This window comes from Maridesulfovibrio sp. (assembly GCF_963676065.1).
Taxonomy (GTDB): Bacteria; Desulfobacterota; Desulfovibrionia; order Desulfovibrionales; family Desulfovibrionaceae; genus Maridesulfovibrio.
In genome coordinates this window covers 1,127,917-1,147,160 of record NZ_OY780933.1, presented here as the reverse complement: position 1 = coordinate 1,147,160, position 19,244 = coordinate 1,127,917, and the positions used below count along the sequence as shown (strand labels likewise).

Sequence of the window (19,244 nt, the reverse complement as noted above, 5' to 3'; positions counted from 1 at the left end):
TCTACCTCCCTTCAGTGACTGTGGAATTATCGACCTGCAATGTTGAATTGGCAGCCCCGCCGGTGGAATTTGTTACAGGTATGGGTCGGTGCAGCAGAAGCACTTCTTCGATTTTTTCCATATCCACCAACGGCTCAGCCTCAACATCAAGAAAAAGAGAAATGTCGGAACGCTCCACGGAAGTAATCCTGGCCACCGGCAAGCCGGGGGGAAACAGTCCGGCAAGCCCGGAAGTAACAAGAATCTCACCCTTGGTAACCGGAGCGTTCAATTTCATATACTTTGCGCTAAGCGGTTCACCATCCCCTTTCCCTACCAGAAGGCCGGTGGAACGATGAAGTTGACCGCGCACAGAAATTCTACTGTTTAAATCTGTCAGCAGCAGTGCTTTTGATGCGCTTATTCCAGGCTCGACCACCCGTCCCACAACTCCCAGCGGACTTATTACCGGTGTATCGAAATCAACTCCGGAGAGAACTCCTTTATTGATAATAATCGTATCAAGAGCGGCAGTGGGGCCCATTCTGTGGGCAATAACCCGAGCACCTTCAGTTTTCCAGTCCCTGATTGGTTTGATTTCGAGCAGCAGACGGTAACGATCAGCTTCGGCTGACTTTTCACGCAGTTTCATAATCTCAAGGCGCATGAGATCGTTCTGGGAACTGAGCTGATCGTTGAGCTGTTTCAAGCCCACAAGGTACACATATTTATCAAGAAAAAGGACAGATTGATCATGAACCCATTCGCAGGGCCACAAAACCCATTTAACGATTTCAAGACCGGTAAAACCGGCCAGACGGTCCAGCTGTCCCGACCTCAAATTCCACGAATAAAGGCTGAGGTAGATAAACAGGCCAATAATAACGGCTATAGCGGCACGCTTAAGCTTCACACTTAATCCTCTGTAAAAGAAAGCAGAGATTAATAAAATCAGAAAATTAGAAAGCTATAACCAGAAAGACGAAAACCCGGGAAGAGATAATGGCAACCATCCCGCTTACGGGTGTGATTGATTTCTGAGGACATAGCTTTTTACAGACGGAGTCCGTGAAAAACTATGCCCTCAGCCGTAACAGGTGCACTCGATCCATCCGCGGCAAAAGGAGCGGAATTTAATCAATAGTTACGTCTTTATAGATGTTTATCTCATCTAAAGCTCTACCGGAGCCGATAACCACGGCATCAAGGGGAGTATCCACCACAGTAATGGGCAGATGGGTTTCCCGGCTTAAAAGCTGGTCTAGTCCCTTGAGCAGCGCCCCGCCGCCTGTGAGCACAATGCCCCGGTCAACGATATCGGCCGCAAGTTCAGGAGGAGTCTGTTCAAGAGCAACACGTACACCCTGAACAATGGAATCCACCTGTTCGGAAATTGCTTTCCTGATCTCTTCGGAAGTGATCAGAATATTCTGAGGGATACCGGTAACAAGGTCACGTCCCTTTACTTCCATCTCAATCTCTTCTTCCAGCGGGAAAGCGGAACCTATTTTGATCTTGATGGTTTCGGCAGTGGACTCACCTATCAACATGGAATATTTACGTTTCACATGCTGCATGATTGCTTCGTCCATTTTATCCCCGCCAACGCGAACGGAACGGGCATAAACAATACCGGAAAGGGAGATAACTGCGATCTCGGAAGTACCGCCACCGATATCTACCACCATGTTGGAAGTAGGTTCGGTAATTGGCAGATTCGCACCTATAGCAGCAGCCATGGGCTCCTCGATGAGGTAAACCTCACGGGCTCCGGCGCTCTGGGCACTTTCTTTGACCGCCCTTTTTTCTACCTGAGTAATCCCTGTAGGCACACAGATCATGATCCGGGGACGGACCAGCCTGCGGCTGTTATGGACTTTTGAAATGAAATGACGCAACATGGCCTCTGTGACCTCAAAGTCGGCAATCACGCCGTCTTTCATAGGTCTGATAGCAACAATGTTGCCGGGGGTTCTACCAAGCATCCTCTTGGCTTCCAACCCAACAGCGAGGACCTTGCTACCGCCGTTAACATCTCTCTTAACAGCGACCACAGAAGGCTCGCTGAGCATTACGCCTTTACCTTTCACATACACCAGTGTGTTAGCTGTACCGAGGTCGATTGCAAGGTCACTGGAGAACGAACCGAGTATCTTGTCGAAAATCGATGCCATATTAAATGGAAGCTCCAAAAAAAATGTGATTTTGAAAACACCTCAAAAGAGGCGGACTTCACGTCTATCAAAAGAAAATACTAGGAATTAACTAGCAGAAGAAAGTGCGGCAGGCAACATATTAGAGAACTTCAAGACGGCATTATATTTTGCGGCTGCCAATATTTATATATTTCTAATTGCATCAGTGAAAGGGCTTATCCGGTCCTGAAAAGGAGACATTATGCACCGTTTCTACGGTCTGGCCGCCCGACTGCGGGAAAGTTTCGGAGAACGGGTCCAGAAGATACCACTGGATTTCGGTTTCACCTGTCCCAATCGTGACGGACATATTTCCCGCAAGGGCTGCATCTTCTGCAGTCCGCTTGGCTCCGGCTCTGGACTGTACGACAGATCCATGCCCATAGCCGAACAGTGGGCGCACTGGCAGAAAAAGCTGGATGAATTGTACACGACGAAACTTTACCTCGCCTACCTGCAATCATATTCCAACACATACTGCACGCACCAAGAGCTTGAATGTGCCCTTTCTGAACTGGAAGGGCTTCCCGGACTCGTAGGGCTTTGTATCGGCACCCGCCCGGACTGTCTTGATGAAGGCAAGCTAAAACTCTTGAAAGATCTTGGGCTCAAGGAGACATGGATAGATCTCGGCCTGCAAAGTTCAAACAATGCCACCCTTGAGCGCATCAACAGGGGGCACACCGCGGAGCAGTTTGCCAAGGCTGTGGAAAAAGCACACGCTCAGGGACTGGATGTCTGTGCTCATCTCATCGCAGGATTACCGGGTGAAACCAAGGAAGATTTTCTTAATTCGGTTGAATTTCTGAACCAACTGCCCATTGCCGGGATAAAATTCCACAATCTTTTTGTGGGTCAAGGCACCCCGCTTCAAAAACTGTATGAATCAGGACAGTACACGCCCATCACAAAAGATGAATACATCACGGCGCTGGTCGAGGCCATATCGATCCTGCGCACAGATATCGTCATACACCGTTTAAAGGCCGACGCTGTGCCCGGTGAACTGGTGGCCCCGGAATGGGCGCGCATTAAACGCATTATTCTCAATGAAATTGAACAGGCCATGAAAAACAGGGGAATATGGCAGGGCTGCGCACGTCCCGACGCCCCGAAAGAACTGCCGGAATGGTACGGACCGGAGAATAAGCTCCGGCCGAAACGCCGAAAAAAACGCGCATAAAAGGAAGCGGCCTGTACGCGTCCACGCACAGGCCGCTCAAGCACGGTTAAGAGGGTGAGGATGAAATTTACTTGCCGCCCTTTCTCTGCATCTTTGCCCTGATAAAAATCGCCAGCATATTCATGCTGAGCACCAGAGTGATCAGCACGAGTGAGGTTCCGTACTGAATGTGCCTTGTCATTTCAATCTCGGTTCCTGCGGTCGCCAGAACATAAATATGATAAGGAAGCGCCATTACGTCATCAAATAGCGACTGCGGCATTTCCGGAGTGAAAAAAACAGCTGCGGTAAACATGATCGCGGCGGTTTCACCTGCGGCCCTTGAAAGGGTGAGGATAGCACCGGTGAGCATGCCGGGCAAAGCAGCGGGCAGAACAACTTTATAAATGGTCTGCCATTTGGTGGCCCCGAGTCCGAGCGAGGCTTCACGATAAGTCTGGGGAACAGACCGGAGAGCCTCTTCCGAAGCGCCGATAACAAGCGGAAGAGCCAACGCGCCGAGCGTACAGACCCCAGCCAGAATACTAACGCCCATCCCCATAACGGTAACAAACAGGGAAAGCCCGAAAAGCCCGAAAACAACTGACGGAACCCCCGCAAGGTTATTGATTCCCAGACGAATGACCCGTACCAGTTTAGGGGAAGTTGCATACTCGTTTAGGTAGATTGCCGTGGCGACTCCCCAGGGCAGCGCGACCATAAGAGCCCCGTAACTGAGGACGATAGTTCCGACTATACAGGGTAAAATACCCCCTGCGGTCATGGAATCCCGCGGAGATTCAGTGAGGAATTCCCAGCTGATGGCCGGAAGTCCGTAGTAAAGGACGAAGCCTACGATGATCAGCAGAGCAAGTCCGTTGATGGCGGCCGCGCCTTTGAACAACAGGAAGACCACCTTTTGGATCTTCTCCCTCATTGAGTAATTATCTTTGCCGGGTTCCATCATAGTCTCGGCCACTTCTACGTTACTTTCCATCATGGAATCCACTTGTTCTATTGTTTCAGCGTTATTCATTTCTTTCACCGATTTTTATTCCCGTATGTTTCAATTACAGGGTAGCGGAACCGACCTGTTTATATTTGTGGGCCACGTAGTCCGCCACGAGATTGAAGGCCATGGTAAATAGGAAGAGGACCATACCGATGGCAAACAGTGCATAATAATGATCACTATGAAAGGGAGCTTCGCCCATTTCCGCAGCAATGGAAGCAGGCATGGGACGAACCGGATCAAATATTGATGTCGGCAGAAGCCCAGCCCCGCCGGCTACCATCAGTACCACCATGGTTTCACCGATGGACCGCGCCATACCGAGAATCACTCCGGTAGAAATACCGGAGAGAGAAGCGGGAACAATTACTTTATAAATAGATTGCCAGTGAGTGGCACCCAGAGCGAGGGAAGCCTCCTTCAATTCAGGAGGCACAGAATAAATCGCATCTTCGGAAAGGCTGGTGATAGTCGGGACAGCCATAAAAGCGAGCATGACCGAGGCATTGAATAAATTCAGTCCGACAGCGATATCAAAAGTATTCTGCAAAAAAGGCGCAACAACGACCATGCCGAAAAAACCGATGACAACAGAAGGAAGCGCGGCGAGCATTTCTACTGCGGGCTTGATAATATTACGAACTTTAAGCGGCGCAATTTCGGCAAGATATATCGCGGTCATTACTCCGAGAGGAATGGCGATCAGTGAAGAAACAAATGTAACCGCACCGGAACCGACAATAAGCGGCCAGATGCCGAAAGCCGGATCTTCGTCGGTGGGGTACCATTCGTGACCAAAAATAAAATCGGTGACAGACACATGCTTGAAGATTGGCATCCCCTCGATAAAAAGAAACATCATAATCAGGAAAAGAACCAGAATTGAAGTAAAAGCAGTTATCAGAAAGATAGAATGAATGATGCGCTCGGTATTGCGTCTGCCAAGAGAAATTGTGGAGAGGATAAAAATTGCGAGGCCAGCAAAGCCGAGAACACCGCTCAAGACATACCATCCGGTAGATCTGGAGGAGATCATGTTTTCGGCACTGGACTTAATCAGGGCCAGAACTTCCGTATCTTTCTTACCTTTGGCATTTGCTGCCGATTCAGCGCGCACGACGGTATATATTCTGTTCAACTCAGCTCTTAGTTCTTTTGTGCGGAGTTCTTTTTCCGTTCTGGTCAGACCGGATTCTTCTGTGGTCTCAGCAATTTCATGACTGGAAAGCATCATGACTTTTTTCAAAGTACTGACTGCACTCTTGGAATAGTCCCCCCTTTGGGCGACTTTTTCAGCTGAGGAAATAAAGATCTGTTCAGCTTCGGTTTTCACACCCAGCTTGTATGCGTAAACTCCGGACACAACTGCGAGGATAATAAGCAGTAAACAGATATTACGGGACGTGATCACAACTTTTCCCCTGATTAATTTTTTTAACTGTTTGCCTTGGATATATTAAATCCCGGGAGAAGCTTCAAAGCTCCTCCCGGTCTTTCATATCAATTCGGACCCGGTTTTTTGCCGGAGGCCTATGCTATTTTACGGGAATGAAACCTGTGTCAGCAGCAAGTTTCTGACCTGCAGGGCTCATCATGTAATCGATAAGAGCTTTAGCTTCGCCGGTAGGTTCACCCGGGGTATAGAGATTCAGACCACGGGAGATGGGGTAGGAACCGTCTTTAGCAGTAGCTACAGAAGGAGCAACGCCGTTTACAACAACACCTTTAAGTTCTTTGTTGAGGTAAGCGAGACCAACGTAACCGATAGCCTTTTTGTTTTTGGAAACAGCCTGTGCAACTGCACCGTTGGAAGCCTGAAGCAGAGCACCGGGGAATACACGATGTTTTTTGCCGGCTTTCTTCATGATTTTGCTCTTCCAGCAGTCATAGGTACCGGAAGAAGTGTCGCGGGAGATAACAACGATCTTAGAATCTTCACCGCCAACTTCTTTCCAGTTGGTGATTTTACCGGTGTAAATTCCCCAAAGCTCGTCTTTGGTAAGTTTGGAAACAGGGTTAGCGGGGTTTACGATGGGCACGATGCAGTCCAGAGCGATAACAAACTGAACAGGCTTGCGACCGTTGTCGGTAGCAGTCTGAATTTCACTGGCTTTCATGTCACGGGACATCATGGCGATGTCGGTGGTGCCGTCGATCAGTGCTTTAGCACCGTTTGAGGAACCGCCGCCGGAGATGGAGATGGAAACATTGGGATTGGCTTTCATGAAAACTTCAGCAGTTTTCTGCATAAGGGGCAGTACAGTAGTAGAACCCTTAACCTGAATGGAACCCGCGAAAGCGGAACCTGTAAAAGCCATTACCATGACAGCAACGAGAGCAATAATTTTTTTCATTTTTTCCTCCAAAATGGAATTTTGATTTCAGACTCAGTTCTTTTTACCGCGTCCGTTTTTAAGCGTTGTCAAAGTGTCTATCCGAGTCTGGTTACAAACCTGTTACGCCCGTAAGAAAGATCAGTGACAGTGCTGATTGTCTTCATTTTTTATCTGGCACACGGCTTGCTTTATTTTTCGCAAGAACAAAATTTTCACCCCGGAGAATTACCCATGAAATCCAGATATGTCATAATTGGCGCGGGTCCGACAGGACTTGGAGCAGCGCGAAGGCTTTCCGAATTAGGGGAAAAATCTTTTATTGTGCTGGAAAAAAATTCCTGGCCGGGAGGGCTTGCTTCCAGCTTTAAAGATGAGAAAGGCTTTACATGGGACATCGGCGGGCATGTCATGTTTTCCCATTACGAGTATTACGATAAGCTCATTGAAGATGTTTTGAAGGGTGAATATACAGAGCACTTACGCGAATCATGGGTACGCATGCTTGATCGCTGGGTCCCCTACCCTTTCCAGAACAATATCCGTCATCTGCCTAATCAGGAAAAATGGGATTGTGTAAGAGGGCTTCTGCCCGGTGAACGCTCTGAAAAAACACCCGAAAATTTTCTCGAATGGATTCATTCCATATTCGGCAAAGGAATCGCACGGCTCTTTATGGAACCATATAACTATAAAGTATGGGCCACCCCACCTGAAAAGATGGCTTATTCATGGATCGGTGAGCGTGTAAGCCTTGTCGACCTGCGTTCAGTGCTTAAAAATGTTCTTCTTGAACGCGATGAGCTTTCATGGGGACCGAACAATAAGTTTAAGTTTCCTCTCAAAGGCGGAACCGGAACCATTTTCCGCAACCTCGCCAAGACTATTTCCAGTAACATTAAATATAACTCGCAGGTGGTTGAGATTAACAGCCGGGCGAAGTTTGTTAAGGATGCCGAAGGAAATATTTTTGAATATGATTGCCTGTTAAACACCGCTCCCATCGATATTCTTACTATGCATTGGCTGGCATCTCCGGCGCAAAATATGATTAATGCCGCCGCCAGCCTCAAGCACAACAGTGTGGTTGTGGCTGGAATAGGGCTGTCCACTTCGCGTCCTGATTCACGATGCTGGATGTATTTCCCGGAAAACAACAACCCCTTTTACAGGGTTACCAATTTTCATAATTACTCACCCAACAACACCCCGATCCCTAAGAAAGGCAGGGCATTGATGTGTGAGGTATCATACTCCAATGATAAAGTTATCGATAAGAAAAACATCCTTCAACAGGTTGAAGACGGACTGGTCAACACAGAAATGCTGAAGGAAGAAGAACGCAAAGATATTATATCCCGCTGGTCAATTAATGTGGATTACGGCTATCCGATCCCTTGCCTGCAACGCGATGAAGCGTTAAAAGTTCTACAGCCTGCTCTTGAATCCATGGGCATCTATTCCAGAGGCCGTTTCGGCGGATGGAAATATGAGGTCTCCAACATGGATCACTCCGTAATGCAGGGCGTAGAATGGGCTGAACGCATGATAAACGGACAGCCGGAAACCACATACAGGATCAGCTAAACATATGAGCATCTCAAGCGCCACTTACGAACTTCGGCGAGAGAATCTCCGCAGACAATTAAAAGACCGCGGTCATCCTCCTCTTCTGGTCAGCTTCGCAGCCAACCGCTACTACCTGAGCGGTTTTGAACTTCACGATCCCCAGTGCAACGAAACCGCCGGCTGGCTGATCATCGACCCTTCCGGGCGTGATCTTCTGCTTACCGACCCCCGTTACCTTGATGCAGCCCGTAAGGTATGGAACGAAGATGATATTTTTATCTACTCCGGCCGTAAATTTGATGCCATGCGCGACTTCTTCAAGGCAAACGGACTCAGTAAAATATCATACGACCCTAAATCGATTAATATTTTTGAACATGAAAAGCTGAACGACTTTTGTGAACTCAAACCGGTTTCCGGATTGATTGAAGAATTGCGGTTGATAAAGGATGAAACCGAAATCAAACTCATGGAAGAATCTTGCGCTCTTAACCATAAGGTTTACGAACTTCTTGAGCCAAAACTTCAGCCCGGTCGCAGCGAAGCCGAAATAGCATGGGACGTGGAACAGCTTTTCCGCAATAACGGCGCATCCGAGCTTTCATTTGCGACCATTGTCGGCATCGGCCCCAATGCGGCCCTGCCCCACGCCATCCCCGGAAATGACAAACTCGAAGACGGCTCGCTGGTACTTATTGATATGGGCGGACGCCTAAATGACTACTGCTCTGACCAGACCCGTACTTTCTGGGTCGGCGACACCCCTTCGGAACGGTTCCTTACCGTTCGGGATCAAGTGCAGGAAGCCCAGACGGAAGCCATTAAAACACTTCGGCCCGGACTGCCCATTCAGCACGCCTACCACACAGCCAGAAGTGTTTTTGAAAAATACGGGGTAGAAAAGTACTTTACCCATTCGCTCGGACACGGTATCGGCCTTGAAACACATGAGCCGCCAAGCGTCAGCCCCATTGCTTCAGGTGAACTGAAACCGGGGATGATAATCACTGTTGAACCCGGTCTTTACTATCCCGATTGGGGTGGTATCCGCTGGGAATATATGGCGCTCATTACTGAAGATGGCTATAAGATTTTATAGTCGCTAAGCATAACGCAATTGTTTGAAAGCCTCCGGCGACCCAGCCGGGGGCCTTAACCCCTTTTCCAAAAGGGGGGTAAGAATCCCAAAACGTTTTATCAAGGCTTTGTCTCTTTATTTCAGGCGAAGTGTGTAAATTTATATGGCCCGTAGAAAAAGAAAACCTCGCCCGCGTCCCCTGCCTCCGCCGCCGGAAAATTCCTGCCGCATGTACATTCAGATTGCGCCTTCTGACATCGCTATCTTTCGTTTTTTAATGGAAGCAGTTGAGAACCTTGCACTTTTCACAATAGCGGATCGTTTCAAAGGAATTCTGATGCTGCGCTACAGCCCGCATCAGGAACGTGAATTCCGTCAATTCATGAATGGCCTGAAACAGGAGATAGACATAAAATTTCTCCCTAATCCTTCTGATCCGCTGTAAAGATTATTTCCAGTCATTATCAGCCCGGTACATCCCTGTGCCGGGCTTTTTCTTTTTCAAACAGAACCAATCTCCTAATATGAATATTAATTCATATTTATTGACAATATGAATATGAATTAATATTCGTATAAACAATTATAAAACACGGAGAGATCATGACCAGAGCGCCGGTTCAGAAACGAAGCAGGGAAAAGAAACGAAAAATAATTGTAGCCGGGATGAAGCTTTTCTCGGATAAAGGTTTTCATCAAACCGGTGTTTCAGAAATTACAAGTGAAGCAAAAGTATCGGTTGGAACTTTCTACAGTTATTTCAAAGACAAAAAAGAGCTGTTTGATCAGGTAATGGAAGCCTATGCGGCAAGCATAACAAAAGGGGTATACGGAAATCTGGCGCAGGAAGCTCCTTATAAGAAAAGCCCCGAAGAAATAATCAATTACATCGTGGAAACAGCAAGGCAGGCCCATTCACTTTCCACGGAACTTCACCGCGAAATGTTGGCCCTGAAAAACAGAGAACAGCTTATGGCTGAACTAGACCTGGCTATAGTCAATTCATTGCAAAAAGGCATTGCTGAAATAATGACCCGATGCGGCGATAAAATCAGGGTCAAAGAAATAGATTCCAGTGCAAGGCTCATCAGCGGCGCCATAGAGGAAACAATGCACCGATGTCTTCTTGAAAACAATGAACCGGATATGGAAAATATTTTCAGCCAGCTAACAGAGATGTGTACTGTCTATTTATTTAAACAGCAGATATTGAGAGATAAGTACCTATAGAGCAGGTTAAATCATACAAAAACAACTTTAATGAAAAAGAATTGTAACAGTAACTAAATAAGGTAGAAATTTTAAAATTTTAATCAGGCGGTTCTGTGATGAAGTCTATGGCTTGCTACAATATGAAAGGTGGGGTCGGAAAAACAAGTTTTGCTGTCAACTTTGCCTATTTAAGTGCTGCAAACGGAGTGCGTACAATGGTCTGGGACCTGGATCCGCAGGGAGCAGCAACCTTTCATCTTGGAGTTGAGCCGCTGGAACAGACGAAACTAAAAAAATTAATCAAAGACAAGAAATTGATCAAGAATATGGTCGAACCAACGCCCTATGCAAATCTTTCGGTTATTCCGGCTGGTTTTGACTACCGCAATATGGACATGGTGCTGGATGACAGCAAAAAATCACGCAAAAAACTGAAAAAGATAATCAGCTCATTTGAAGAAAATTACGACTTATTCCTATTTGACTGTCCGCCAAGTATATCAAATCTTTCCGAAGTTATTTTCAGTACCGTTGAATATATCTTAATGCCTGTCGTCCCGGCTGTAATGCCGCAACAGAGCTTTCTAAAGGTAAAAGAATACCTCTCATCAATGAACGAAACCTGCGCAGAATTAATACCATTCTTTAATATGGTAGACAGGCGTAAGAGCGGCCACAGAAAAATAATGTGGGATAACAAAAAAGAATTTAAAAATTACTTTTGTGAGAATTTTATCCCTGCAAGAGCCGATGTTGAAAAAATGGGAATAGAACGTGCTCCGCTTCATGCGTTTGCTGCAAAATCAAGCGCTGCAGTTGCCTATAAAGATCTCTGGAAAGAAATCACCAAGAAAACAGGGTTAATCAGCGAGAAACTAACTGCTCAAATAGCGCAGTAATGATAAAAATGGCTTAGAAATATTGATGACCTTAAACCTGTTTTGGGTTGACACTTTTGCAGGAACTATTCAAAGATATATTTAATCGGATGGCTTACCCAATTCTCTCCAGCTGCAAGGATATGCTGATTAAATCTGAAATGAGTGGAGCAGGTTATGGAAGAACGCAAGATGACAATTATCGGAGTCGGGCTCAAAATTTTTAAACCTACAATTGTGTATGGGCTTGCCGCATTAATCATTACCCTTATCTTTCCGAGAATCTTTTTGATGACCTTCCTGCCCGGTGCCGCTTTCAATATCATGGGCGGCATACTGCTTGGCATAGGAATAGCTTTTCTCTTTATCAGCGGCGTCACGATAAAAAAAGCCGTTCATGAGCAAAGACTGGAAACAACAGGGACATTCGCAATTGTACGTAATCCGCTCTACTTTGCATGGATGGCATTTATCTTCCCCGGCAGCGCCCTTGCCACTCAGGCATGGCTGTTTTTCGGTATGAGCGTGGTGGCGTATTACAAATTTCTGCACTACATACCGGAAGAGGAAAGCATTCTGGAAGAAGCTTACGGAAAGGACTATCTTGAATATAAAAAGAATGTGCCCTCGATTGTACCGAACCTGAAAGAACTTCTCTAAAAGACTATTCCGCAAACATAAAAAAGGTCCGGATATTTTCCGGACCTTTTTTATACTATCTTAAATTTGAATACTTCAACTGAAGCATGGCGAGACTATCACGTTTCGCCGGGCCCACACATCCGGGCTCGATTACGTGAAAATGGTATTTTATCGGCCCTGCCCTCTTCGAGAGAACAGGATTCAAATGTCGGTGCATAGCGGGTATTCTTTTTCTCCATGACAATACAATAAAGGTCACGCGGCAAAGCGCCCTCCTCTATGCGTTCAATGGATTTAATCTCAAATCCGCTGGCCAGTTCCTCAAGCTTATCCTTATAAAAGAAGTGTACCGCAAACTTGCCTACTTCAAACAGATTCTCACCCAGATGTTCTCCAGCGCGGTAATGACGGTCAAAGATAGAACGTACGGAATAAATTACCAGTCCGCCCGGTTTTAGAACTCTATGCACTTCACTGAGCGCACAGGCTATTTCGGCCATTGTGAGTTCCATGCAGAACAGCATATGCGAATAACAGGCATCAAATGATCCCGATTCAAAAGGGAGCGGTTTACGGATATCAAGCAACTGGGGATCAATATGGGAAGAAAGCGAAGAAGAAGCGGCTCTGGCGGCGACGGAATCAACCGCTTTGCTGGAATAATCCAGCGCTGTGACGGAGATATCGTTTTCGGCAAAAAGAAAAGTATCCCGTCCTTGACCGCAGCCGGTTTCAAGAACGGAAGCAACATTATTTTCTCTGAATAGTTTCAGAGATTTTTGTGCGAGAAGACTGGGTTGATCACCGAAATAATTTTCAGATTCAGTGAAGACCTGATCCCAGAGTTCGCGCTGCTCTACACAGGTATTCAGTACCGGTTTCATTACCCCTCCCATAAATAACCAGTGAGGTAGGTAATATTACAGCAAAACGAACTTGGCAACAGCTGATGTGGCCCAATAACGCCACAAATTTTTAGATTTATCCATAAACATCAACCCTGCCTATCCATACTCCGGTAATTGATAGCTTCAGCCAGATGGGCAACCTGAATCATTTCCATACCGGCTAAATCGGCAATTGTCCGTGAAATGCGCAGGATACGGGTATATGCCCGTGCGGAAAGGCCCAAGCTGCTTACAGCCTGTCCCAGAAAATTGTGTTCCGCTTCACCTAGCTTGCAAAATTTTTCCAGCGAAGAGCCGGAAAGTTCACTGTTGGTCAGTATGCCCATGCCCTTGTATCGCCCGGACTGAATCTCCCGGACCCGCTCAATATTCGAGCGCATAGTCGCGGAATCCAGACCGGAAGAATCCCGTAAATCTTTATATTCTACGGCGGGGACTTCAATCTGCAGATCGATGCGGTCCAGCAACGGCCCGGAAAGCTTGGAGCGGTAACGGCTGACCGACTGGGCGGAACAGGTACAGGCATGCCGGGCATCAGTAGAATATCCGCAGGGGCAGGGATTCATAGCCGCCACCAGCATAAAATCAGCCGGATATGAAAGGGACATTGCCGCCCGGGAGATGGTAACCTCTCCCCCTTCAAGGGGCTGGCGCAGGACTTCAAGCACATTCTTCTTGAACTCCGGCAACTCGTCCAGAAATAGAACCCCGCGATGTGCCAGCGAGACTTCGCCCGGTTTGGGATAAGCTCCTCCGCCGATAAGCCCCGCATCGGAAATGGTATGGTGAGGAGCCCGGAAAGGGCGGGTAACCATAAGAGACTTATCAGGATCCAATTGTCCGGAGACACTGTAGATCTTTGTTACTTCCAACGCTTCTTCAAACACCAGCGAAGGCAGCACGGTAGGAATTCGCCGGGCCAGCATGGTTTTACCACTGCCAGGAGGGCCGATAAAAAGCAGATTATGATTCCCCGCAGCACCGATTTCAATTGCCCGTTTGGCGTGTTCCTGACCTTTGACTTCTGAAAAATCCATGCCGAAGGACTGACGTCCGGACCAGAGCAGATCCGTATCAACCTTAGCCGGTTCAAGGGATGTATTGCCTATGAGAAAATCAACCAACTGTGTAAGGGTAGACACTCCGTAAACCGAAAGTCCCTCAACCACTGCGGCTTCATTAACATTTTCAGGACTGACAATCAGCCCCTGAGCACCCTTGCGCCGGGCCTCTATTGCCAGAGAAAGCACGCCGTGCACAGGCTTGACCACCCCGGAAAGAGAAAGCTCACCAGCCATGAACCAGCCTTCCATAGCAGACTGGTCGATCACTCCGGCGGCCCCCAGCAAGGACGCTGCAAGTGGTAAATCATATGCAGAACCGGCCTTACGTATATCCGCCGGTGCTAGATTAACGGTGATACGTGAAGGAGGGATACGGTATCCGCTGTTTTTAAGAGCGGAAAAAACGCGCTCTTTACTTTCCTTTACCGCGCCCTCAGCCAGCCCGACCATGGTGAATGCGGGCATGCCCTGTCTGGTCAGATCAACTTCAAGATCAACTTTAAACGCATCAATGCCCATCAGGGCTGCACAGGAAACTTTTGCTATCATTGGAAATCCGAGACTGAAAAATTGGTATTTAAATTAATAATCGGCTTTTTGATATCCGGTTTACGCGCCCAAGGCAAGAAGTAGGCCCAAAAAGCAAAAGCCCCGCCGACAAATCAGGCAAGGGCTTTTATCCTTTTCAATAAGACAAACCGGTTCCGCGAATTATCCTCCACTTTTTTTCACAAACTGCACAAGCTTGTAATCAACCCGCAGAATATGCTCAATAAGCCATTTGGATAAAAGGGCTTTAATCTCTTCAGCACTTACTTCCTCAAGGTGAAATCTGGCGGACTGCATCGATTTTACGCTATTTTTAAGTGCTGCGTGGAGTTGGCGATGTTCAGCCAGATGGGGATATTCGATTTCTTCCATATACTTTTCTTCAGCATTAAAATGATACACGGCGTATTCTTTGAGCTGTTTCAATATCTTATCAACAGCACCTGCGCTTTCGCCTTTTCCATAAGCATCAAGAAAATCATTAACAAGGCCTATCAATTCCTTATGCTGTTTATCGAGCTCTTTAATCCCAAGATTTAAACTCTCGTTCCACTCTATCCCGGCCATATTGATCCTCCAAAAGCAGAATACTGTTCATCCAAATATGAATTTACACTATTTCGGGTAGCAGCGACAACTATATGCACAAAAAATCAATTTAACCACCCAGCCCCAAAGCAGTGTAAACAGCTCGCATATCCACATTCCTGCGGACAACATCGGCAAGACGATCCAGCCCCTCTTCCATATTAAAAACTGATTGAACTCTACCCAGCTTGGGCAGCCCCTTACGCTTACGCAGAAAATCAATAAACCAGCGCCGGAATTCGTCGGCATCAAAAACACCATGAAGATATGTACCCCAAATAAGACCTGACTTGGACCCGAAACCAAGAGCGCGGGAAACAGAAACTCCTCCGGTGATACCCTGAGGAACGATTGCCGCCCGGACAGTGGGCAGGAGAGGTTCGGTAGTGCCATGATGGATTTCATACCCAACCACTTCCTTTTTACTCTGGGAATGCATTCCCACGGTGCGGGTCAAAGTTTTTTCCGGGGCAAGGGTTGTTTGCAACGGGAGCAGCCCGAGCCCTTCCGCGGAACCGCCGGTCTCTATTTCATCCGGATCGCTAATATACTGACCCAGCATCTGAAAACCGCCGCAGATACCTACGATAACCGTTTTATCGCGCAATGCGGCGATGGCTTCTGCCAGACCGGATTCACGCAGATGGCTGAGATCTGAAAGAGTCGATTTGCTGCCCGGTAGAATGATTGCGTCCGGTTTACCCAGATCTGAAGCCTTATCCACCACCCGCAGATTTACATCCGGCTCTCCCTTGAGTGAATCGATGTCCGTAAAATTTGATATGCGCGGCAGATCAATACAAACTATGTCAACTGAATCCTTGCGTTTTCCCTTAGACCCGGATTTCTTCAAATCCTCCTTGAATGATACCGAATCCTCGTCCGGCAGCCCCAGATCATTTATATAAGGAATGGTTCCAAGCACGGGTTTACCGGTGTGATCCAACGTAAAATCAAAAGCCGGAGTCAGGAGCGATGCATCCCCGCGAAATTTATTCAGCAGAAACCCGCAAACAAGCTTTCTTTCATCAGGTTCGAGCAGATCCATTGTCCCGGCAAGGGAGGCAAACACTCCGCCCCGGTCAATATCACCGGCGATGAGCACCTTCGCTTCGGCATAATCAGCCATGGCCATATTCACGATGTCATGCTGCTTGAGGTTGATCTCGGCAGGACTTCCGGCTCCCTCTATAACCATAACTTCCACTTCTTCGCTCAAGGAATCGTACGCTTTTTTCACCGCTTCAAAAGCTGTGGGTTTGTATTCCACGTATTTTTGAACTTTCATATTTCCCACAGGCTTGCCCATGACAATCACCTGTGAACCGATGTCGCTACCCGGCTTGAGCAGCACCGGATTCATGCGTACATCAGGCGCCAGCTTGCAGGCTGCGGCCTGTGTTACCTGTGCCCTTCCCATTTCCAGACCGTCTTCAGTTACATAAGAATTGAGCGACATATTCTGCGCTTTAAATGGAGCTACTTTATATCCATCCTGTAAAATGATACGGCAGAATGCGGCGGCCAAAATTGATTTCCCGGCATTGGAACAGGTTCCCTGAATCATCAGGGCCGGGACTTTATTCTTTTTTGGGGTGGAAACCGACATGCCGGAAAATGAGCGCAATCCGTCAAGCAGCACACGATTCTCCTGCTCTGTACGCACAGCAATGCGGAAATATGTGGAATCAAGGCCGTCAAAATTATCACAATGACGCACGGCGACCCTGTTATTAATCAAATGCTCAATCAAACCGCCTGCGTCCATACCCACACGCTGTACCTGACAAAGCATAAAATTGGCCTGTGAAGGCAAAGCCCGAATACCGGGAATTTCCTGAATTCCCCGTACCAGATCATCACGCAGGCGGGTGGTAGTTTCAATTGTTCTTCGTTCGTATTCCTCATCACGCAGGCAGCGCAATCCCACCCTTTGGGCCAGAATATTCACTGACCAGCAAGGCAAAGCGTTTTTGATTTCCATGATGATATCCGGAGAAGCGAAAGCCAGCCCAAGCCGCAAACCGGGAATGGCGTAAAATTTGGTCATGGAAACAATGGTGATAACGTTAGGCGGACGCTGCCCGGCCAACCGTTTCAACCCCGGAACAAAATCAGCGAAAGATTCATCAATCACGAAACGTGAATCAGGGTGCTTTTGGGCAAGGGCCGTTAATTCCTGAGGATCAAAAGCCGTCCCGGTAGGGTTGTTGGGCTGAGCCAGAAAAACCAAAGCCGGTGAGGAATCAAGAAAAGACGAGAGAGTTTCAAAATCAGGAGCGAAATTTCGTTGCGGATCAAGCGGTATATGCTCGGTTTTAAGCCCTGCAAGTTTGCAGGACCGCTCGTAATCCACATAGCAGGGAACAGGAATCACCGCCCTTTTTAATCTCCCTACCCGGGAAATGGCCCAAATCAGTTCCGAAGCCCCGTTACCGGCAACGCATTCCGTAGGCCAGACGGAGAATTTTTCACATGCGGTAAGAGTAAGTTCCGAGCATTCAGGGTCAGGATAACGGTCTACATCACTCAGCGCCCGGACCACTTCCTGCTGCAGCCATGAAGGCGGACCCAATGGATTAATGTTAGCCGAAAAATCCACAACTTCAGACGAAGGACATCCGGCCCGCTCCGCCAGTTGACGCAAATTTCCGCCGTGGGCATATTTTTTTTTCCCGGCTTCAATCTCAGCAAGTTGTTCTTTTAAGGACTGCTCATTAAAAGACTTCATACACTCTCTCCGTTGGGTAAAGAAAATTGATCTGTAACATATAACTTGAAATGGAACGAGGTTCAATTAGGAGATTAATTTCAGGCTGGCTAAACCTACGGAAGCATTGTAGCATCAGAAAAATTATAATACACCTCCCCTGATCGACGAAGCACCATGAATTATCAAGCTGGCAATTTCAAGTTCTAACTTTTGAAATTACACCCTATTTGCTTAACACGTACCTTCTCCTGAGTGGTGGAATCTGTACTGCTGAAGACGCTAAAAGGGAATAAACTGCGGAGAATGACCTATGGATTTCGTTTCGGACCAGTTGAAACTGCTTGCCTTCTACCTTCCTCAGTTTCATCCCATTCCGGAAAACGACCAGTGGTGGGGCAAGGGATTTACGGAATGGAATAATGTAACAAGCTCTGTTCCCGGTTTCACCGGACATATCCAACCACGGGTTCCCGCCAAGCCTCTTGAATATTACGATTTACGCAGTGAGAGAGTTCAGTCGATGCAGGCCGCAATGGCCAAACGATATGGTCTGTATGGATTTTGTTATTACTACTACTGGTTCGGGGGTAAGAAGCTCCTCGAAACCCCCCTTGAAAACATGCTTGAATCCGGCAAACCAAACTTTCCTTTCTGTATTTGCTGGGCCAACCATGAATGGACAAGGGCTTGGTATGGGCAGGACAAAAAAATCCTGATTGCGCAAGATTACTCCAAATCAAGCATGAAAAAATTCATACTTGATCTAATCCCTGCATTAAAAGATCCCAGGTATATAACCATAGAAGACCGTCCGGTTGTCTGTGTCCATCAGGCGGAGGACCTACCAGACTCAAAAGCGATAACAGATTTATGGCGAAAAGAAGCCGGCAAACATGGAATTGAGCTGTATCTGGTTAAAGTTGAAGCCTTTTGCTGGGGATATACTCCTGCTGAGCTTGGTTTTGACGCTGCGGTGGAATTTGCCCCGGACTGGAGGATGACAGGAGATTTGCTTGCCCCGGGAGTCAAACCACGCAGAGTTGATTACCGTAAAACAATTATCAACATGCTGAACAAACCAAAACCTGAGTACAAACTGTTCCGGGGTGTTTTCCCACAATGGGATAACACTCCAAGATATAAATCCGCAGCGTTTGTCTTTGATAAATCCAGTCCCGAAGCCTTTTCATTTCATTTGCAGAAAACACTTCGTTACACAGTAGAAAACTTCCCTGAAGAAGAACGGTTTATCTTTATCAATGCATGGAATGAATGGGGAGAAGGATGTTATCTGGAACCATGCGAAAGCTATGGATATGCGTATCTGGATGCTGTAAAATACGCTCTTAGCACATACTGATT

General features: G+C 47.3%; 17 protein-coding genes. 8 read left to right on the top strand and 9 right to left on the bottom strand.

Translation table 11 applies throughout. The features are described from left to right. Position 1: 1 nt before the first annotated feature. Both mreC and ACKU35_RS05120 read right to left on the bottom strand, forming a co-directional pair. Positions 2–892 carry a rod shape-determining protein MreC gene (gene mreC / locus ACKU35_RS05125; protein ID WP_319763779.1) on the bottom strand — a complete coding sequence of 297 codons (891 nt, stop codon included), beginning with the start codon at positions 890–892 and terminating at the stop codon, positions 2–4. A gap of 220 nt (positions 893–1,112) precedes the next feature. Next, positions 1,113–2,153: a rod shape-determining protein gene (locus tag ACKU35_RS05120; protein WP_319763776.1), complete on the bottom strand. Its 1,041-nt coding sequence runs from the start codon at positions 2,151–2,153 to the stop codon at positions 1,113–1,115. A 223-nt stretch (positions 2,154–2,376) separates the two neighbouring features. Between ACKU35_RS05120 and ACKU35_RS05115 the strand changes: the two genes are divergently transcribed. Then, the gene (locus ACKU35_RS05115; RefSeq protein WP_319763774.1) at positions 2,377–3,357 is read left to right on the top strand and encodes a TIGR01212 family radical SAM protein; all 981 of its coding nucleotides are present in this window, start codon (positions 2,377–2,379) and stop codon (positions 3,355–3,357) included. A gap of 67 nt (positions 3,358–3,424) precedes the next feature. Here the strand turns inward: ACKU35_RS05115 and pstA are convergent, their stop codons facing one another. From pstA to ACKU35_RS05100, 3 genes are all read right to left on the bottom strand, one after another. Next, positions 3,425–4,273 carry a phosphate ABC transporter permease PstA gene (gene pstA / locus ACKU35_RS05110; RefSeq protein ID WP_407944203.1) on the bottom strand — a complete coding sequence of 283 codons (849 nt, stop codon included), beginning with the start codon at positions 4,271–4,273 and terminating at the stop codon, positions 3,425–3,427. Between the two features lie 133 nt (positions 4,274–4,406). Then, complete coding sequence (gene pstC, locus ACKU35_RS05105) at positions 4,407–5,270, bottom strand: phosphate ABC transporter permease subunit PstC (protein WP_407944202.1); 864 nt, start codon at positions 5,268–5,270, stop codon at positions 4,407–4,409. 613 nt (positions 5,271–5,883) lie between these two features. Continuing rightward, entirely contained in the window at positions 5,884–6,702 is an 819-nt protein-coding gene (locus ACKU35_RS05100) for a PstS family phosphate ABC transporter substrate-binding protein (protein ID WP_319763773.1), read from the bottom strand. 213 nt (positions 6,703–6,915) lie between these two features. On the opposite strand from ACKU35_RS05100, the gene ACKU35_RS05095 reads away from it, so the two are divergent. The 6 genes from ACKU35_RS05095 (at position 6,916) to ACKU35_RS05070 (ending at position 12,078) form a co-directional block, all read left to right on the top strand. Beyond that, positions 6,916–8,268: an FAD-dependent oxidoreductase gene (locus tag ACKU35_RS05095; protein WP_319763771.1), complete on the top strand. Its 1,353-nt coding sequence runs from the start codon at positions 6,916–6,918 to the stop codon at positions 8,266–8,268. Positions 8,269–8,272: 4 nt separating this feature from the next. Further along, positions 8,273–9,349 (top strand): aminopeptidase P family protein, encoded by a 1,077-nt coding sequence (locus ACKU35_RS05090; RefSeq protein WP_319763769.1) that lies wholly within the window; start codon positions 8,273–8,275, stop codon positions 9,347–9,349. Between the two features lie 142 nt (positions 9,350–9,491). Continuing rightward, positions 9,492–9,773, top strand: a complete 282-nt coding sequence (locus tag ACKU35_RS05085; protein WP_319763767.1) for a DUF4911 domain-containing protein — start codon at positions 9,492–9,494, stop codon at positions 9,771–9,773. Between the two features lie 158 nt (positions 9,774–9,931). Next, positions 9,932–10,558 carry a TetR/AcrR family transcriptional regulator gene (locus ACKU35_RS05080; RefSeq protein ID WP_319763765.1) on the top strand — a complete coding sequence of 209 codons (627 nt, stop codon included), beginning with the start codon at positions 9,932–9,934 and terminating at the stop codon, positions 10,556–10,558. A gap of 98 nt (positions 10,559–10,656) precedes the next feature. Then, on the top strand, positions 10,657–11,439 hold the full coding sequence (locus ACKU35_RS05075) for an AAA family ATPase (RefSeq protein WP_319765354.1): 783 nt from the start codon (positions 10,657–10,659) through the stop codon (positions 11,437–11,439). A 156-nt stretch (positions 11,440–11,595) separates the two neighbouring features. Further along, entirely contained in the window at positions 11,596–12,078 is a 483-nt protein-coding gene (locus ACKU35_RS05070) for an isoprenylcysteine carboxylmethyltransferase family protein (protein WP_319763763.1), read from the top strand. A gap of 98 nt (positions 12,079–12,176) precedes the next feature. Here ACKU35_RS05070 and ACKU35_RS05065 read toward each other — a convergent pair whose 3' ends face one another. The 4 genes from ACKU35_RS05065 to ACKU35_RS05050 form a co-directional block, all read right to left on the bottom strand. Then, entirely contained in the window at positions 12,177–12,944 is a 768-nt protein-coding gene (locus ACKU35_RS05065) for a class I SAM-dependent methyltransferase (protein ID WP_319763761.1), read from the bottom strand. A 110-nt stretch (positions 12,945–13,054) separates the two neighbouring features. Beyond that, entirely contained in the window at positions 13,055–14,581 is a 1,527-nt protein-coding gene (locus ACKU35_RS05060; RefSeq protein ID WP_319763759.1) for a YifB family Mg chelatase-like AAA ATPase, read from the bottom strand. A 162-nt stretch (positions 14,582–14,743) separates the two neighbouring features. Continuing rightward, a complete protein-coding gene (locus ACKU35_RS05055; protein ID WP_319763757.1) occupies positions 14,744–15,148 on the bottom strand; it encodes a bacteriohemerythrin in 405 nt (134 codons plus the stop codon). A gap of 91 nt (positions 15,149–15,239) precedes the next feature. Further along, positions 15,240–17,900: a cobyric acid synthase gene (locus tag ACKU35_RS05050; RefSeq protein ID WP_319763756.1), complete on the bottom strand. Its 2,661-nt coding sequence runs from the start codon at positions 17,898–17,900 to the stop codon at positions 15,240–15,242. Between the two features lie 292 nt (positions 17,901–18,192). On the opposite strand from ACKU35_RS05050, the gene ACKU35_RS05045 reads away from it, so the two are divergent. Then, positions 18,193–19,242: a glycoside hydrolase family 99-like domain-containing protein gene (locus tag ACKU35_RS05045; RefSeq protein WP_319763753.1), complete on the top strand. Its 1,050-nt coding sequence runs from the start codon at positions 18,193–18,195 to the stop codon at positions 19,240–19,242. The last annotated feature ends 2 nt before the right edge of the window (positions 19,243–19,244 follow it).

Coding starts and splice junctions, on each gene's coding strand:
- ACKU35_RS05120 (WP_319763776.1), bottom strand. CDS start 2,153: ATGGCATCGATTTTCGACAAGATACTCGGTTCGTTCTCCAGTGACCTT.
- ACKU35_RS05115 (WP_319763774.1), top strand. CDS start 2,377: ATGCACCGTTTCTACGGTCTGGCCGCCCGACTGCGGGAAAGTTTCGGA.
- pstA (WP_407944203.1), bottom strand. CDS start 4,273: ATGAGGGAGAAGATCCAAAAGGTGGTCTTCCTGTTGTTCAAAGGCGCG.
- ACKU35_RS05100 (WP_319763773.1), bottom strand. CDS start 6,702: ATGAAAAAAATTATTGCTCTCGTTGCTGTCATGGTAATGGCTTTTACA.
- ACKU35_RS05095 (WP_319763771.1), top strand. CDS start 6,916: ATGAAATCCAGATATGTCATAATTGGCGCGGGTCCGACAGGACTTGGA.
- ACKU35_RS05090 (WP_319763769.1), top strand. CDS start 8,273: ATGAGCATCTCAAGCGCCACTTACGAACTTCGGCGAGAGAATCTCCGC.
- ACKU35_RS05085 (WP_319763767.1), top strand. CDS start 9,492: ATGGCCCGTAGAAAAAGAAAACCTCGCCCGCGTCCCCTGCCTCCGCCG.
- ACKU35_RS05080 (WP_319763765.1), top strand. CDS start 9,932: ATGACCAGAGCGCCGGTTCAGAAACGAAGCAGGGAAAAGAAACGAAAA.
- ACKU35_RS05075 (WP_319765354.1), top strand. CDS start 10,657: ATGAAGTCTATGGCTTGCTACAATATGAAAGGTGGGGTCGGAAAAACA.
- ACKU35_RS05070 (WP_319763763.1), top strand. CDS start 11,596: ATGGAAGAACGCAAGATGACAATTATCGGAGTCGGGCTCAAAATTTTT.
- ACKU35_RS05065 (WP_319763761.1), bottom strand. CDS start 12,944: ATGAAACCGGTACTGAATACCTGTGTAGAGCAGCGCGAACTCTGGGAT.
- ACKU35_RS05060 (WP_319763759.1), bottom strand. CDS start 14,581: ATGATAGCAAAAGTTTCCTGTGCAGCCCTGATGGGCATTGATGCGTTT.
- ACKU35_RS05055 (WP_319763757.1), bottom strand. CDS start 15,148: ATGGCCGGGATAGAGTGGAACGAGAGTTTAAATCTTGGGATTAAAGAG.
- ACKU35_RS05050 (WP_319763756.1), bottom strand. CDS start 17,900: ATGAAGTCTTTTAATGAGCAGTCCTTAAAAGAACAACTTGCTGAGATT.
- ACKU35_RS05045 (WP_319763753.1), top strand. CDS start 18,193: ATGGATTTCGTTTCGGACCAGTTGAAACTGCTTGCCTTCTACCTTCCT.